Annotated in this window: 14 protein-coding genes; 11 read left to right on the forward strand and 3 right to left on the reverse strand. The window is 65.6% G+C overall.

The features are described from left to right. Positions 1–135 precede the first annotated feature (135 nt). On the forward strand, positions 136–1,311 hold the full coding sequence (locus tag B047_RS0103640) for a M24 family metallopeptidase (protein WP_018465595.1): 1,176 nt from the start codon (positions 136–138) through the stop codon (positions 1,309–1,311). Positions 1,312–1,445: 134 nt separating this feature from the next. Here the strand turns inward: B047_RS0103640 and B047_RS17150 are convergent, their stop codons facing one another. After that, positions 1,446–1,916: a universal stress protein gene (locus tag B047_RS17150; RefSeq protein ID WP_018465596.1), complete on the reverse strand. Its 471-nt coding sequence runs from the start codon at positions 1,914–1,916 to the stop codon at positions 1,446–1,448. A gap of 133 nt (positions 1,917–2,049) precedes the next feature. On the opposite strand from B047_RS17150, the gene B047_RS0103650 reads away from it, so the two are divergent. The 3 genes from B047_RS0103650 (at position 2,050) to nhaA (ending at position 5,584) form a co-directional block, all read left to right on the forward strand. Next, positions 2,050–2,742: a response regulator transcription factor gene (locus tag B047_RS0103650; protein ID WP_018465597.1), complete on the forward strand. Its 693-nt coding sequence runs from the start codon at positions 2,050–2,052 to the stop codon at positions 2,740–2,742. 22 nt (positions 2,743–2,764) lie between these two features. Beyond that, positions 2,765–4,210 (forward strand): sensor histidine kinase, encoded by a 1,446-nt coding sequence (locus B047_RS16190; protein ID WP_018465598.1) that lies wholly within the window; start codon positions 2,765–2,767, stop codon positions 4,208–4,210. 102 nt (positions 4,211–4,312) lie between these two features. Further along, a complete protein-coding gene (gene nhaA, locus B047_RS0103660) occupies positions 4,313–5,584 on the forward strand; it encodes a Na+/H+ antiporter NhaA (protein ID WP_040779272.1) in 1,272 nt (423 codons plus the stop codon). Positions 5,585–5,630: 46 nt separating this feature from the next. Here nhaA and treS read toward each other — a convergent pair whose 3' ends face one another. Continuing rightward, entirely contained in the window at positions 5,631–7,277 is a 1,647-nt protein-coding gene (gene treS / locus B047_RS0103665) for a maltose alpha-D-glucosyltransferase (RefSeq protein WP_018465600.1), read from the reverse strand. Positions 7,278–7,413: 136 nt separating this feature from the next. Here treS and bshA point away from each other — a divergent pair, with 136 nt between their 5' ends. From bshA to B047_RS16195, 4 genes are all read left to right on the forward strand, one after another. Next, positions 7,414–8,697, forward strand: coding sequence for an N-acetyl-alpha-D-glucosaminyl L-malate synthase BshA (gene bshA / locus B047_RS0103670; protein ID WP_018465601.1), 1,284 nt, complete (start codon positions 7,414–7,416; stop codon positions 8,695–8,697). Continuing rightward, complete coding sequence (locus B047_RS0103675; protein WP_018465602.1) at positions 8,688–10,061, forward strand: alpha,alpha-trehalose-phosphate synthase (UDP-forming); 1,374 nt, start codon at positions 8,688–8,690, stop codon at positions 10,059–10,061. Before bshA ends, B047_RS0103675 begins: the two co-directional genes overlap by 10 nt. After that, positions 10,058–10,771 (forward strand): trehalose-phosphatase, encoded by a 714-nt coding sequence (otsB, locus tag B047_RS0103680; RefSeq protein WP_018465603.1) that lies wholly within the window; start codon positions 10,058–10,060, stop codon positions 10,769–10,771. Before B047_RS0103675 ends, otsB begins: the two co-directional genes overlap by 4 nt. 489 nt (positions 10,772–11,260) lie before the next feature. Further along, positions 11,261–13,225, forward strand: a complete 1,965-nt coding sequence (locus tag B047_RS16195) for a sensor domain-containing diguanylate cyclase (RefSeq protein ID WP_018465604.1) — start codon at positions 11,261–11,263, stop codon at positions 13,223–13,225. A gap of 36 nt (positions 13,226–13,261) precedes the next feature. Here B047_RS16195 and B047_RS0103690 read toward each other — a convergent pair whose 3' ends face one another. After that, entirely contained in the window at positions 13,262–14,122 is an 861-nt protein-coding gene (locus tag B047_RS0103690) for a DUF1028 domain-containing protein (protein ID WP_018465605.1), read from the reverse strand. Positions 14,123–14,178: 56 nt separating this feature from the next. On the opposite strand from B047_RS0103690, the gene B047_RS0103695 reads away from it, so the two are divergent. The 3 genes from B047_RS0103695 to B047_RS0103705 are packed head-to-tail and all read left to right on the forward strand — an operon-like array spanning position 14,179 to position 15,799. Further along, complete coding sequence (locus B047_RS0103695) at positions 14,179–14,502, forward strand: helix-turn-helix domain-containing protein (RefSeq protein WP_018465606.1); 324 nt, start codon at positions 14,179–14,181, stop codon at positions 14,500–14,502. A gap of 58 nt (positions 14,503–14,560) precedes the next feature. Further along, the gene (gene ygfZ / locus B047_RS16200) at positions 14,561–15,463 is read left to right on the forward strand and encodes a CAF17-like 4Fe-4S cluster assembly/insertion protein YgfZ (RefSeq protein ID WP_018465607.1); all 903 of its coding nucleotides are present in this window, start codon (positions 14,561–14,563) and stop codon (positions 15,461–15,463) included. A gap of 18 nt (positions 15,464–15,481) precedes the next feature. Then, positions 15,482–15,799, forward strand: coding sequence for a DUF4286 family protein (locus B047_RS0103705; protein WP_018465608.1), 318 nt, complete (start codon positions 15,482–15,484; stop codon positions 15,797–15,799). Positions 15,800–15,871 lie beyond the last annotated feature (72 nt).

A 15,871-nucleotide genomic window follows, 5' to 3' on the forward strand; every position in this document is an offset into this window, starting at 1 on the left:
GCTACAGGGGAAGGTTGCAGTGGGCTTAGCTGCTCACTGAGGATTGAAACCCAGCCCCGCCAGGACCCCAGCTCCTTCAGGCTTGTTGCAGTGGGCTTAGCTGCTCACTGAGAATTGAAACGTGAAGGAGCCAATATGATTGGACAGAAACTCCCTGAGGTTCAGGAATTCCTGCGCGAAGCTGGGATCGATGGCTGGCTGTTGTACGACTTCCGGGGTACCAACCCCTTCGCCGCCAGGGTGTTCGGTTACGGGGGAAACCTGCTCACCCGGCGCTGGTTTTTGTGGATACCGGCTCGAGGCGAACCCCAGGTGCTGGTGCACGATATCGAGTTTGGCTCCTTCCCGCGGGTAGGGTACGCGTTGCACAAGTACAACAGCCGACAGACCCTGTCCCAGGAACTGCGCAAGCTGCTCGCTGGGGCCAAGCGGGTGGCCATGGAGTATTCTCCCAATGGCAATATCCCCTATGTCTCCAGGGTCGATGGCGGAACCCTCGAGCTCATCCGTTCGCTGGGGGTGGAGGTGGTGAGCTCGGGGGACGTATTGCAGCTTTTCCTGAGCTGGACCCCCGGGCAACTGGCCAATCACCGCAAGGCCGCCGAGGTGCTCGCCCAGTGTAAGGATGCGGCTTTGGCCTTGATAAGCCAGTATATCGCCCGTCGGGAGCCCCTCGACGAATACCAGCTACAGCAATACATGAACCGCTTCATTAAAGAACAAGGCATGGACCCCGATCACCCACCCATCGTGGGTTTCGGGCCGGGCGCAGGCGACCCGCACTACGTGCCCTCGGCCACCCGCTCCAAGACCCTCGAGCCCGGCGATGCCATTCTGATGGACTTGTGGTGCAAGGTGCCGGGAGATAACCCTTTTGCCGACATCACCTGGATGGCCTTTTACGGCTCGCCCACTCCCGAGTTCCTGCGAGCTTTCAAGACGGTTCTGGCTGCGCGCGATGCCGGGGTGGAGTTGCTGCGCAGCCGCCTGTCGGCTGGGCAGGCCGTGCGGGGTAACGAGGTGGACCGGGTGGTGCGCGAGGTGCTCATCGGCGCGGGCTACGAGGCCAACCTCAAACACCGTACCGGGCACAGCCTGGGCATCCAGGCCGTCCACGGGGAGGCTGCCCACTTCGACGACTTCGAGACCCTGGATGAGCGAGCGGTGCTGCCCGGCCTGGGTTTCACCATCGAACCAGGGGTCTACTTCCCTGAATACGGCGTGCGCAGCGAAATCAACGTCTATAGCACCGCCAGGGGTATCGAGATCACCACCGCCAGGCAGACAGAGCTGGATGTGCTGGGCCACTGAGGCTCGGCAGCACGTCGAACTTGTAGAAAGATACTCTGCATTTGTCTACAAGGGCTATCTTCGCAAAGCCCGGTTGACTCCTGCTAGTGGTGGGAGATGCGAGCCGGGGGTTGACGAAACCCGCCGCGATGCTCCTAAACTTTTGCCATAGCCCGGCTCAGACGTACGGTAAGCACTGGAACGGGGGCTTGCTCCAGCAGCCCTTGGGCGAGCGAGCCCAGGCTGGGGTGATCCAAGCTACCGCGTTCGTGGCAGCCCACTATGACGAGGTCGCCGGGGCATACCTCGGCCAGGATGGCTTGCAGGGGATCGCCCTCCAGCAGGATACCCTCGGCTTCTACTCCCATCCGGCGGGCCAGGGCAAGGTTGTCCTCGAGGGTGCGCTGGCCGATAGCGTCCATGGCTCGGTCAACCTCCTCCTTGGGGCGGGCTAGGTGGGCAGAAGGGTAGGATGTGAGGCCGAGGTAATGTTGCAGGGTGCTATCCTTGACAAACAAAAAGCAGGCTCTGGCCCGGAAACGCCGTGCGATTTCTAGGCCTTCCCTTGCGACTTGTTGGCTGTTTTCTCCGATGTAGACGGGGATGAGGATGCGCTTGTAGTCCATATGCAGGCCACCTTCTTCCCGCGGGCAGTCTAGGCGGTTCTCCTGAATAGGCTCTGTCCTGGAGCTAAAGGGTGGCTGAGCCCAGGCTGAGGATTAGCTGAGTGAGGCTGCGTGTATCATCAAAAAGGGGGAGGTGATCGTCCTGAAACGTATTCTCATCATCGACGATGATGAGGGCATCACCCACTTCCTTAAGGTCGGGCTCTCTTATGAGGGCTATGCCGTGGACACCGCGACCACCGGGGAGGAGGGCCTGAGGATGGCGCGGGAACAGATGCCCGATCTGGTGGTGCTGGACTGGATGTTGCCCGAGCTCTCGGGCCTCGAGGTGCTGCGGCGGCTGAAGTCGGCCAATGAAAAGCTCCCGGTGATCATGCTCACCGGAAAAGATGCCCCCGACGATCAGGTCATGGGCCTCGAGGCCGGAGCCGACGATTACGTACTCAAGCCGGTGCGCTTCGAGATCCTGCTGGCGCGCATCCGCGCGCGGATGCGCAGCTACGAGGGGCAGCCCGAGGTGATCACCTACGCCGACTTGAGGATGGAACCCCTGGCCCACACCGCTTTTCGCGGATCCAGGGAGATCCAGCTCACGGGGTTGGAGTACCGCCTGCTGCAACTCTTGGCGGAAAACCCCGAGCGGGTGTTTTCCAAAAGCAGCATCCTCGACCGCGTTTGGGGGGAGGACTTCTTCGGTGACCCCAACGTGGTCGAGGTGTATATCAAGCAGCTTCGGCAGAAGCTCGAGGCCGGCGGTGAGCCACGCCTGATCCAGACCATTCGGGGGGTAGGGTATGTCTTGCGCACCCCACCTACCGAAGGGTAGGGCAGTGTGGAGGGGTTGAGCCGTGTCTATCCGCCTGCGCTTGGCCCTGTGGTATGGCAGCACCACCGCCCTCATCGTGGCGCTGGTGGCGCTGTTGGGCTGGGGAGCCTACGTGCGCGGACAGTACCGCCTGCTCGACCAGGTTTTGCTGCTCTCGGCCAACCACGTGGCCGCGGGCTGGCGCGCGGCAGGCAACTCCTACGTGCTCGAGGCCGACCTCTCCGAACTCGAGGTCGCCTTCCGGCTCTACGGCCCCGGCGGCCAGCTCAAGCGCACCTCGCGTCAGGCGCCTGTCCTGCCGCTCACCGACCCCATCCGCGCACTGGCCCAGCCCCCGGTCCCACAGCGCCTGTGGGGCGTGCTGCCATGGTGGGAAGAAGCCAGTATGACGCCCAAAGGAGTGACCTTTGGTTTGATCGAGGCGGAGGGCGTGCGTTGGCGCACGCTGGTGCGGAGCCTGGAACGCGACGGAGAGGTGCTGGGCTACCTCGAGGCGCTGACCCCCCTGGGCAACCTGGACCGCTCGGTGCGTCGACTGGGCTTGCTGCTCGTGGCCCTGATCGTGCTATCGGTGCTGGGGGTGCTGGGGTTGAGCCTGGCCCTGGCCGCCATCGGCCTGCGGCCTATCGACCGGCTCAACCAGGCAGCCCAGCAGATTGCCCGCTCGCGTGATCTTTCGCGCCGGGTCGAAGGCAGTGCCGGGGCCGACGAACTCTCGCGTCTGGCTACAACCTTTAACCAGATGCTTGCCAGCCTTCAGGAGGCTGACAGTGCCCAGAAGCGCTTCGTGGCCGACGCGTCCCATGAGCTGCGGGCTCCGCTGGCGGCTATTCAGGGCAACCTCGAGCTCTTGCGGCGCTATCCTCACATGCCCGATGCTGAGCGGGAGAAAACCCTGCAGATGGCCGAGCGCGAGGTGGTGCGGTTGTCGCGTCTGGTCAACGACTTGTTGACCCTGGCCCGTAACGACGCGGGCCTGCCTCTGCGGGAGTCGCTCGTAGACCTTAAGGCCGTGGCGCAGGAAGCTCTGACCGAAGCTCGCTATCTGCTCAAGGGTCAGCGGCTCGAGGCTCAGAGCCTGGAGGAGGGGTGGGTGCTGGGTGAGAGGGACCACCTCAAGCAACTGGTGCTGATCTTGCTGGATAACGCCATTAAGTACACCCCTGAAGGGGGAGTGGTGCGGCTGGCCCTGCAGGTGCAGCCGAAATGGATATGCCTCACGGTGAGCGATACCGGCATCGGCATTCCCGCCGAAGACCTGCCCCACATCTTCGAGCGCTTTTACCGCGCCGACCCAGCCCGCAGCCGCAACAAGGGAGGGAGCGGCCTGGGGCTGTCGATTGCCCGCTGGATCATCGAGCAGCACAGGGGTGAGGTCCAGGTGGATAGTCAGGCGGGCAAAGGGACCACCGTCGTGGTACGCCTGCCGCTTCAACCCCGGCCCCAGTTTGCTCGGCGACCCGCCTGAGCTGTTGGTATACTCCAGGCAAATTTCGCTGCTCGTCAGCGGGAGGGCAGCCTGCAAGGCGGAGACTGTTAAAGGGGCTCCGCTTTTAGTATGGGAGGAACCATGCGCGCGATTGTCAGACCCTTTATCGACTTCTGGAACAGTGAGGCCCGCGGCGGCTTCATCCTGTTTGCGGCTGCGCTGACTGCCTTCGTCATCGCCAACTCGGCGGCCTCGAGCTGGTATTTCGGCCTCAAAGAGCTGCCCATCGGCATCTCCTTTGGTGAGGGGGGATTGGAAAAACCCCTCTCGAGCTGGGTCAAGGACCTGCTGATGGCCTTTTTCTTCTTGCTGGTGGGCCTGGAGATCAAACGCGAGATCGTGCAGGGCGAACTCTCCGACCCTCGCCGCTCGCTACTGACCATTCTGGCGGCCATCGGCGGGATGCTGGTGCCAGCGGCGATCTATGTCTTCGCCAACGCAGGGGGTGATGGCCTGGCAGGTTGGGGGGTGCCCATGGCCACCGACATCGCCTTTGCCATCGGAGTGCTGTCGCTCTTGGGCAAGCGGGTGCCGCTGGGGCTCAAGGTGTTCCTCACTGCCTTTGCCATCGTCGACGACCTGGGGGCGGTGCTGGTGATCGCCTTCTTCTACACCAAAGGTCTCAATTTCGCCGCCCTGCTGGTTTCGCTGGGCTTTTTCGGCGTGGCTTTGTTGATGGGACGAGCCAGGGTGAGCAATCTCTTCGCCTATTTGCTGGTGGGGGCATTCATGTGGTACTTCATGCTCGAGTCCGGCGTGAGCCCTACGGTGGCCGCGGTGCTCCTCGCCCTCGCCGTCCCCCTGCGCCGCGCGGTCGCCCTCCCCGACCTGCGGACCACCCTCGACGAGGCCGCCCGCCGCGACCCCGAGAACCTCGAGGCCGAGATGGATTCCCTCGAGGACACCCTGCGCCACGCCCAGAGCCCCCTGCATCGGCTCGAGCGCACCCTGCACCCCTGGTCGGCCTATTTCATCATGCCGCTGTTCGCCTTCTTCAATGCGGGGGTGAGCCTCACCGGAGCCAGCTTTGGCGAGGTGGCTCTGGGGGCTTCGCTGGGGCTGTTGCTGGGCAAGCCGCTGGGCATCTTCGGCGTCTGCTGGTTGGCCGTGCGCTCCGGCATCGCTGCCCTCCCCGCGGGCGTCACCTGGCCCATGATCCTGGGCGCGGGCTTCCTGGGCGCCATCGGCTTCACCATGTCGCTTTTTGTGGCGACGCTGGCCTTCGAGGGCTCGGCCACGCTGCTGAACCAGGCCAAGATCGGCGTGCTCTCAGCCTCGGTAGTAGCAGCGCTGGCGGGGCTAGGCTTCCTGGCGTGGGCCACGGGGCGGCAGCCCGTGGATGTCGATGGTTGATAGTCGGGGGCGGGTTTTGCACGGGCCTTCCGCTGACGCCACCCCGTCACTGCCCGTCCAGCCGGAACCAGAAGAACGAATGCGGCCCCAGCGTGACGAAGTAGGGCAGTTCGCCGATGGGCGGGAAGGGGGTGCCGCCGATCATCTCGACGGGGACTTTGCCGGCCCAAGGGCGCAGGTCGAGCTCGACGGGCTGGGAGAAGCGGGAGAGGTTGTTGACCACCAGCACCTCCTGGTCCTGGTAGCTCAGGACGTAGGCCAGCACCTTCGGGTTTTGCGGGCGGAGGAAGATCATCTCGCCGCGGCCGAACACGCGGTACTGCTTGCGCACGGCCAGGATGCGGCGCATCCAGTTGAGGAAGGAGGTGGGGCTGCGCTCCTGGGCCTCGACGTTGACGCCCTGGTAGCCGTAGGGTGGGTCGACGATCACGGGGCTGTAGAGGCGGCTGGCGTCGGCGCGGGAGAAGCCGGCGTTGCGGTCGATGCTCCACTGCATGGGGGTGCGCACCGCGTGGCGGTCGCCTAAGTAGATGTTGTCGCCCATGGCGATCTCGTCGCCGTAGTAGAGGATGGGGCTGCCGGGGAGGGTGAACAGCAGCGAGTGGACGAGCTCGAGCTGCCGCCGCCCGCCCTCGAGCAAGGGTGCCAGCCGCCGCCTTATGCCCAGGTTCACCTTCATGCGCGGCTCCCTGGCGTACTCGCTGTACATGTAGTCGCGCTCCTCGTCGGTGACCATCTCGAGCGTCAGCTCGTCGTGGTTGCGCAGGAAGATGGCCCACTGGCAGTCCTCGCGGATGGGGGGGAGGCGCCCCACGATTTCCTCGATGGGGCGGCGCTCCTCCCGGCGCAGCGCCATGAAGATGCGCGGCATCAGCGGGAAGTTGAAGCACATGTGGAACTCGGGGTTCTCGGCGGTGCCGAAGTAGTGGATGACGTCCTCGGGCCACTGGTTGGCCTCGGCCAGCAGCAGCCGCCCGGGGAAGTGCTGGTCCACGAAGCGGCGCAGCCTTGCCAGGAAGGCGTGGGTCTCGGGCAGGTTCTCGCAGTTGGTGCCCTCGCGCTCGAAGAGGTAGGGCACGGCGTCGACGCGGAAGCCATCCAGGCCTAGCTCGAGCCAGAAGCGCACCACGTCGAGCATCTCCTCCTGCACGCGGGGGTTGTCGTAGTTGAGGTCGGGCTGGCTGGAGAAGAAGCGGTGCCAGTAGAACTTGCCCACCCTCGGCTCCCAGGCCCAGTTGGAGTGCTCGGTGTCGATGAAGATGACGCGCGCTTCCTTGTAGCGGTCGGGGGTGTCGCTCCAGACGTAGTAGTCGTGGTAGGGGTTGTCGGGGCCCTTGAGGGCTTCTTGGAACCAGAAGTGGGCGTCGGAGGTGTGGTTGACCACCAGGTCGGCGATCACCCGTAGGCCGCGGGCGTGGGCCTCCTCGAGGAAGCGGCGGAAGTCGTCGAGGGTGCCGTAGTCGGGGTTGACGTTCTTGTAGTCGGCGATGTCGTAGCCGTCGTCGCGCAGGGGGGAGGGGTAGAAGGGCATGAGCCACAGGCAGTCCACCCCCAGCTTCTGGAGGTAGTCCAGGCGGCTGGTGAGCCCGGGGAAGTCCCCGATCCCGTCGGCGTTGGAGTCCTGGAAGCTACGCACGTGCAGCTCGTAGAACACCGCGTCCTTGAACCACAGTCCGTCGGCAGGTACGGCCATAGGGCAATTAATGGCACAAAGCCGCAGCGTGAGCCAAATCCTCAGCTTCCCCTCAGCCGGTGTTCAGAGGGGCTTCAGGCTGCTTTCAGGGCAATAACCGCTGGATCTGGCATCATTGCGGCGGAGGGAGGGAGTTATGCAAAGCCGACGCAAGATTGCCATTTTGTGCCACACCAGCGCCGGAGGCTCGGGTGTGGTAGCTACCGAGCTAGCGATCGCCTTGGCGGGCTTGGGACACCAGGTCCACATCGTCGCCACCGAGCGCCCCTTCCGCCTCACCGACGACCGCATGGCCATCGCGGGGGATCACGCACCCGCCCAGGTCCGCGACTTGGGAGAGAACCCCAGGGGCTGGGGCCAGTGGCTTAGGAAGAGCCGTGAGAGCGTGGTGGGCTGGCTCACCCGCATGGGCCGCAAGTCGGGCCAGGGCACCCTGCACTTCCACCAGATCAGCGGGGGCGACTACCCGCTGTTCAAGGAGCCCATGACCATCCTCACCGCCTCCAACGCCCTGGCCCAGGTGGTCGAGCGCCACGGCATCGAAATCGTCCACGCCCACTACGCCATCCCCCACGCCACCAGCGCCCTAATGGCCCGCGAGATGGGCCTGCCCATCAAGGTGGTGACCACCCTGCACGGCACCGATGTGACGCTGCTGGGCCTCGAGCCCGCCTTCGCCTACACCACCAAACACGCGGTGCAGGAATCGGACGCGGTGACAGCGGTTTCGCGCTCGCTGGAGCAGGATACCCGCCGCAACCTGGGCATCGAGCGGCCCATCCACGTGATCTACAACTGGGTGGACACCGAGCGTTTCAAGCCCGATCCCGACCCGGCGAGCCGCCTCAAGTACGCCCAGCCCGAAGAGGCCATCCTGCTGCACGTCTCCAACTTCCGTCCGGTCAAGCGTCCCCAGGATGTCATCCGCGTCTTCGCCGCTGTCGCCAGCCAGCGCCCCGCCCGATTGCTGATGATCGGCAACGGTCCCCTGCGGCAGGAGTGCCAGGAGCTGGCGTTGGAGCTCGAGCTGGCCGGACGGGTGCAGTTCATCGAGTTCACCCCGGCCATCGAGAAATTCATGGCCGTGGCCGACGTGTTCTTGCTGCCCTCGGAGGAGGAGTCCTTTGGGCTGGTAGCGCTGGAAGCCATGAGCTGCGGGGTGCCGGTGGTGGCCAGCCAGGCTGGCGGGTTGCCCGAGGTGGTGGTGGAAGGCGAGAGCGGCCACCTGCTCCCGGTGGGTCACACCGAGGCCATGGCCGAGGCCGTGCTCGGCATCCTCGCCGACCCCCAGCGCAAGGCTGAGATGGGGCGGGCAGCGCGTGAGCGGGCGGTGCAGCACTTCCGGCCCGAGCACATCCTGCCGCGTTACCTCGAGGTCTATCAGAGCGTGCTGGAAGGCGAGGAGCTCGCGTGGGCCTGATCGTGCTGTCCAACCGCGAACCCTATAGCCCGGTGCGCGAGGGGAACGAACTGCACTGGAAGGCGGCGGTAGGGGGCCTCACCGCTGCGCTCGACCCGGTGCTGCGCGAGCGGGGGGGAATTTGGATCGCCTGGGGTGACGGGGAAAGCGAGATTCGCAGCGTGGAACTGCCACCGGGGGAGGGGCGCTACCGCCTCGAGCGCCTCCCCCTGCGTGAGAGTGAACTCCAGGACTACTACTACGGCTTCTCCAACCGGGCGCTGTGGCCTATGAGCCACTATTTCCTCAACCGGGTGCGCTACTTGGAACGCTACTGGAGGGCCTACCAGCGGGTCAACAAGCGTTTTGCTGAGGCGGTGGTGCGGGTTTACCGGCCCGGCGACTTGATTTGGATTCACGACTACCAGCTCTGCCTGGTGCCCCGCCTGGTGCGTGAGGCGCTGCCCGAGGCCAGGATCGGCTTTTTCTGGCACATTCCCTGGCCCTCGAGCGAGGTCTTTCGTACCTTACCCTGGGATCGGGAGATCCTCGAGGGCATCCTGGGTGCGGACGTGGTGGGGGTGCATACCCCCGAGTATGCCCGCCACTTCCGCTCCTGCTGCCGCGTCGTGCTGGGCTACGACAACGATGGCCGCGTGGTGCAGATGCCCCAACGCGAGGTGAGGGTTGAGGCCCTTCCCATCGGGATCGAGGCCCAGAGCTTTGCCGAGCTTTCCCAAACGCCCGAGGTGCGCCAGGCCGCCGAGGAACTGCGCCGGCAGGTGGGCACCCGCTTCATTTTGGGGGTGGACCGGTTGGACTACACCAAGGGTATCCCCGAGCGGCTGGAGGCTTTCGGGGAATACCTCGGACGCCATCCCGAAGCCCATGGCCAGCTCACCCTGGTGCAGATCGCTGTGCCCAGCCGCGAGCAGGTGGACGCCTACCGGCAGTTGCGCGAGCAGCTCGAGCGTCTGGTGGGCCGCATCAACGGCGCTTATGGCCAGGCAGGCTGGACCCCGGTGCACTACATCACCCGGGGCTTGGGTCGCCTCGAGCTCGTGGCCTACTACCTGGCTGCCGACGTGATGTTGGTCACGCCCCTGCGCGACGGTCTGAATTTGGTGGCCAAGGAGTTCGCCGCCGTCTCCGAGGAGGGGGTGCTCATCCTCTCCGAGTTCGCCGGGGCCGCCGCCGAGATGCCCGAAGCCTTGTCGGTCAACCCCTACGACCACGACGGGCTGGTGCGGGCCATCGGCCAGGCCCTGTCCATGCCCCTGGCCGAGCGGCGGCAGCGCCTGGAGTGCCTCAAAGCCCGACTGCACCGCTCCGACTTGGCGACGTGGACCAAGGCTTTCCTGCACGTGCTGGAGGAGGCCCGATGATCCCGGAGGAACTGGCCCTGCTGGCCCGGCAGCCCCTGCTGGTTATCTGCGATTACGACGGCACCTTGGCCCCGATTGCCATCCACCCCAGCCAGGCCTTCCCCCAGCGTGGTGCACGGGAGGCGCTCCGGGCGCTGCAGCACCACCCGAAGCACCAGATCATGGTCCTCACCGGGCGTCGGGCGCAGGAAGTCCTGGATTTCCTCGAGCTCCCTGGGCTGCGGGTGATCGGTCTGCACGGGCTGGAGTGGCCGGGGCGACCCGAGCCGCCCCGCGACCGCGAGGCCATCCAGCGCATCGTCTCGAGGCTGCCGCCGCTCGAGGGGCTGTGGCTGGAGGACAAGGGCTGGACCCTGGCGGTGCACTACCGCGACGCTCCGGAATCCCAGCAATCCAAAGCCGCTGAGTTACTAGCCGCGGTGCCGCTGCCCGAGGGTTGGGAGGCCATGCCGGGCAAGAAGGTGTGTGAATACCGGCCCATCGGCTACGGCAAGGGCTGGGCGGTGGAGCAGCTGATGCTGGATCACCCTTCCCATCACCCGGTGTTCATCGGCGACGACCGCACCGACGAGGAAGGCTTTGCCGCCGTGTTGAGACTCGGCGGTACGGCGGTCAAGGTGGGTGGTGGGGAGAGCTTGGCCCCCTACCGATTGGGAAATTCGCTCGAGGTCGTCGAATTGCTCACCCGCTGGGCCCGGGGCTACGACTAGGGCCTCTCCCCCGTATTGGCCATGCATTGGGGTGTACGGAGACCTGCCGACCCCAACCGAGGCTTGCTTGTATTCTGGATGCAAAACACCATGTGGCATATACCCGTGAAATAGGCCCCGGCATGGGGGGGTAGCTACGGCATTGGCGGGTAAAGTTGATGTTTTGTGAAAAATTTGATCAAAAGCTTGTATACTTGCCCCAAATGCAGGGCAGGGTGTTCATGGCCTGGGTCATTGTGCTGGCGTGGCGTCGGTGCTGGCCTGGATCCCAACGTACTGGCTACGTTCGGCTGAGCGCTATGGGGTGTCCTGATGATGGGGGTGGCGGCTTTGGCCGTGCTGTATGGCCTGTTGGGAGGGGTGATTGCCGGCGGGCTCGCTTTAGGGATCGGGGCCCTAGTGATTAAGGCATCTAACTTACCCTGGTTGGCTATGGCCTTGTTAACAGGCCTTTTTCTGGGTAGCCGTGCAAGACTGCGGCTCTATAGCGTGCTACGGAGACAAGCCCGGAGCAAACGTCAGCTCGCTTTGCTGGTAGGGGTGCTCGAGGAGCTCGGTCAGCTCCCCACCCGCGAGGCAGTGCTCGCCGCCCTCCCCGAGTTGTTACAGCGCCAGGGAGAGGGTCATGCCTCGATCTGGGTACCCAGCGGAGAGGGCTTTCGTAGGCTGGCTTTCTCGGGTACTTCCCACCTGCCCGACGCCATCGCGGCTACCGGGGTGGTTGGGCGGGCCTACGCTACCGCTCAGCCCCAGTACGTCAGGGATGTGAACAGGGATCCGGACTACATTCCAGCCACCTCCGCCTCCAGGGGCAGTGAACTGGCCCTGCCCCTGTGGGAGGGGGATCAGGTGGTGGCGGTGCTCAACCTCGAGCGCGCCCGGCCCTTCCTCGAGGACGAACGCCAGGGCCTGGAGCGCTTCGCCCGCGCGGTCAGCGCCCAGCTCTCACGGCTGGCCGAACAGCTGGAAACCGAGCTGCTCAACCACCTGGTCATCTCGCTGGTGCCCCTCAAATCCCCTCGGGCCATCCTCGAGCGCGCGCTGGAAATCCTGATGCCCATCCTCAACCTGCCCTACGGTGGGGTCCTGATGCAGCAAGGCGCGCAAATGCTGCTGGTGGCCCGCCAGGGTTCGAACGGCAGCGATAGCCAAAGCGGCATTCCTTTTGGCCCTAGCCTCGTCTGGCAGGCTTATCGCGATGGCCAGCCGGTGTTCATCGAGCGCGCTTCGGCCTACCAGGGCGCACCTCTGGAGGCGCTTTTGGAGGGGCTAGAGGGCCTGGTGCTCCACCCCATCCCGCTGCCGGGCGCTCAAAGGCAGCGGGTGCTGCTCTACCTGGGCGAGCCGCAGCCTCGAGCCTGGCGCAAAGCCGAGCGTGAGTTGCTCCAAGCGGCTTGCCGCACCATCGGCCTGGCCCTGGAGGCCGCGCTGACCCACGAGCGCCTGGAAGCTCTGCTGCAGCTGGCGCGCGATACCGTCGAAGCCCCGCCCGCTCGGGTCTACCAGCAGGTGCTGGAGGCCGCGGTACGGTTGGTACCGGGTGCTGAAAAGGGCAGCCTTTTGGTGCGCAAAGGAGAGAATTTCTACTTTCAGGCCGTGGTGGGCTTTGAGCTGGCGCCCTTGGCTAGGCTGCACTTCACCGAGGCCGATCACCTGATCTGGTATGGCGGGGACCGGTCGGGTTGGCAGCGGGGAGAGCCGCGCATCATCAGCACCGATCGGCTCTCCATCGCTGAGCTCAGCCGCAGCACCACCCCCGACGACACCCTCGAGCGGGTCGCGGCTATAGACCGCTTGCAGGCTAACCTGACCATGCCCATCCCCTACCAGGGGGAGGTGCTGGCCTTGCTCAACCTCGACAACTTTCACGACCCGGTAGCCTTCGATAGCTATTCGAAGGGGGTGGCTCACTTCTTCAGCGCTCCCGTAGCCGCCATCCTGCACGAGGTCAGAAACCGCAAGCTGCTCGAGGAAGCCGCACTCACCGATGCCCTCACCGGGTTGCCTAACCGCCGCGCCTTCGACCGCCGCCTGGGCGAGGAACTCGAGCGGGCCAGACGCCACGGCTATCCGCTGTCGCTGCTGGTGATGGATTTGTGCGGCTTCAAACAGGTCAACGACCGCCTGGGCCATGCCCGCGGTGACGAGGCGCTGGTGCGCGTGGCCCAAGCCCTGCTGCTCGAGCAGCGCAAGGGCGACAGCCTGTTTCGCTGGGGTGGCGATGAGTTCGCCGCCATTCTGCCCCACGCCGATTTGCCGGGGAGCATCACAGCAGCCCAGCGCTACGCCAACCTGGTGCAAACCATCTGCCTGGAGGGGCTGTGCATGGGACTCAACATCGGCGTGGCGACCTTCCCCGAGGAGGCCGCCGACCAGACTGCCTTGCTCCAACTGGCCGACAGCCGCATGTACAAAGCCAAGGAGCGGGGGGTCGCCGTGGTGCAACAGCTTTGAGGATCGCATCCAGTGCTTGCGGGCAGGCGGAAAACCCTACTCTCCTAGCTTGTTCCTCAGGTAGCGCAGCACCACCGGGTCGAGGTAGGGCCCGCCGTCATAGCGTTCCTCGAGGTTCTCGATGCCCACCAGCGCCCGGAAGGCTTTTTCTGTGGCCTCGTCCCAGCTTCCCGTTACCTCACCCGAGTAGTGGCCCAGCCGGGTGAGGGTTCGCTGAATCCAGGCGATGTCCTCCTGGCCAAGCGGCTCGGCCTTCTCGCTCCTGTCGAAGAGCAGCCGGTGGATCTCCAGCAACCGGGAGAGCTCGAGGCAGGGGTCGGGGTGGTCATCCACGCGTAAGTCGATCCAGCGGTCCATCCCGCCGTAGCCCTTGCCGATCCCCACCACCGTCAGCGAGGCCGATTGTCGCCCGCGTCGGTCGCCCCCGGCCCGGTCGGCGGCCAGCAGCGCGGCGCACAGGCGCTCGGGGAAGGGCAGACTGGTGCTTAGGAAAGTATCTACCAGCGCGTCGATCACCTCGGGACCGCTGAGGATATTGCCTTGGGCGGCGAAATTCTCGCCCGACTTGCCCCCGGCCCAGCCGTGGCACTCGTTGCCCGTGAAGGAGAGGCTCTCGCCCTGGGCGTTGACCATCCCGAACTGCCTCGTGTGCAAGCCCGGGTCGGTCCTGCGGAGGGTCGCCAGGATCTCTTCCATCCCAGCTCCGGCTTTCATCAGCGCCAGCCCCTGGGGTCCGAACCTGGGGTTGGCGTAGGACTGGGTCGCCACCGCGCCCACACCCGCCTCGAGCCAGGGCACCACCGCCCCCACCGCCAGGAATTTGCTGGCCACGGCCACCGCGAGGTCGCCGCTTTGAGGGTCGCGGGCTACGAGAGAAAAGGTCGAGATAGGGGTCATGGAATTATCCTACGCTGAAGCCCAGACGGGAGCTGCTCCGCGCGCTTGAGTGGATAATGGAGGTCAAGGGGGTAGACATGGGCGGGTTTGGAGAGCGGCTGCGGGAGGCCCGGAGGGCGAGGGGCTTGGAGATTGGGGACCTGGCGCGTCGGCTGAAGTTGCGTCCTGCCGTGGTGGAGGCGCTCGAGGCCGAAGCCTGGGAGCGGCTTCCCGAGCCGGTGCTGGCCCGGGGATACTTGCGCAGCTACGCCCTCGCGCTGGGCCTGGACCCCAAGCCCCTGCTGGCGCTGTGTCCGGGGGGTGTCGCCCCGGCGGCAAAACCGCAGGAGCCTGCCGAGGAGAGCGCCATCCGGGTGCGGGTATTGCGGCCTGCGCTGTAGCTTGGGATTGAGCCGGGGCTTACGCCGCCGGTGGCTTCACATCCCTAGACTCGAGGGGATGAAAAGCCTCGTCACGATGCCCCCTGAGGCCGAACTGGACGCGCTGCGTCAGGGGGCGGGTCTAATCCGGCACGACGGGGGCCTGCTCGAGCTGCGCGGGTCCGACCGCACGGACTTCCTGCACAACCAGTGCACCTCGCACGTCAAGGGCCTGGCCCAGGGCGGCTGGCTTCAGACCCTCTTCCTCAACCCTCGGGGTCAGATCGAGTTCTTGGGCAGCGTCTTTAACCGCCCCGAGAGCTTGTGGTTGGCGACCGATCGCCCCGCCGAGCTGCGCCAGCGTTTTTTGCGCTACATCATCTTCGATCAGGTCGAAGTCGCCGAGCTACCGGGCTACGCACGGCTCGAGCTGATCGGCCCGCGGGCTGCCGAAGTCCTGCAAGCGCCTCGGGTGGGAAGCTTCGTAGAGCAGGGGGGAGCGCTGCTGGCCCGTCACGTCCACGGCCTCGAGCTCATCGTGCCGCTGGAAGGCCTCCAGGCGCTGCGCGAGCGGGTATTGAGCGCCGGTGGGGTCGAGGTGGGCTCTGGGGCCTACGACCTGTGGCGCATCGAGCGGGGGGTGGCGGGCAACCTCGAGGCCTTGGGCGAATTACCGCAGGAGGTGGGCCTGGAGGAGCGGGTTTCTTACCAGAAGGGCTGCTATTTGGGCCAGGAGATCATGGCCCGCCTCGAGGCGCGGGGCAACACCCGTTACCGCCTGATGGCCCTGCGAGGGGAGGGGCTCGGGCCAGGAGCCGAGGTGCGGCGCGGCGAGAAGGCGGTGGGCAGGGTGGGCACGGTGGCCCTTTCTCCCCAGGAGGGGCCGCTGGGCCTGGCGCTGCTGCGCAAGGAAGTTCAAGCCGGTGAAGAGCTGTGGGTGGGCGAGGCTTCGGTGCGGGCGCTCGAGCTGCCCCTGCGATGAGCGAAGCGGAGGACCGGGATGGTGACTTACGAGATCACGGCCACGGTGCGTGCGGATTTGTGCGCGGCTTACGAGCGCTACATGTGCGAGCGACACATCCCCGACCTGCTAAAGACCGGCGCCTTCGCCGGGGCCAGCTTCAGCCGCTCGGCCCCTGGGCGCTACCGCGTCCGCTACGAGGCCCACGACCGCGCCGCCCTCGACCGCTACCTGACCGAGCACGCTCCTCGACTGCGCCGTCACGTGAGCGAGATGTTTCCCGAGGGCGTTGAGCTCAGCCGCGAGGAGTGGGAGGTGCTGGCGCTGTGGCCTCCCTCGCCCCAGGCCGCAACCTGATGGGGCTGCGGTTGGGCGCGTCGCTTTCGCCGCGGTATGATCGGGCTGGGCGCTGGACAGCCGATTAAGTAT

This window comes from Calidithermus timidus DSM 17022 (assembly GCF_000373205.1).
Taxonomy (GTDB): domain Bacteria; phylum Deinococcota; class Deinococci; order Deinococcales; family Thermaceae; genus Calidithermus; species Calidithermus timidus.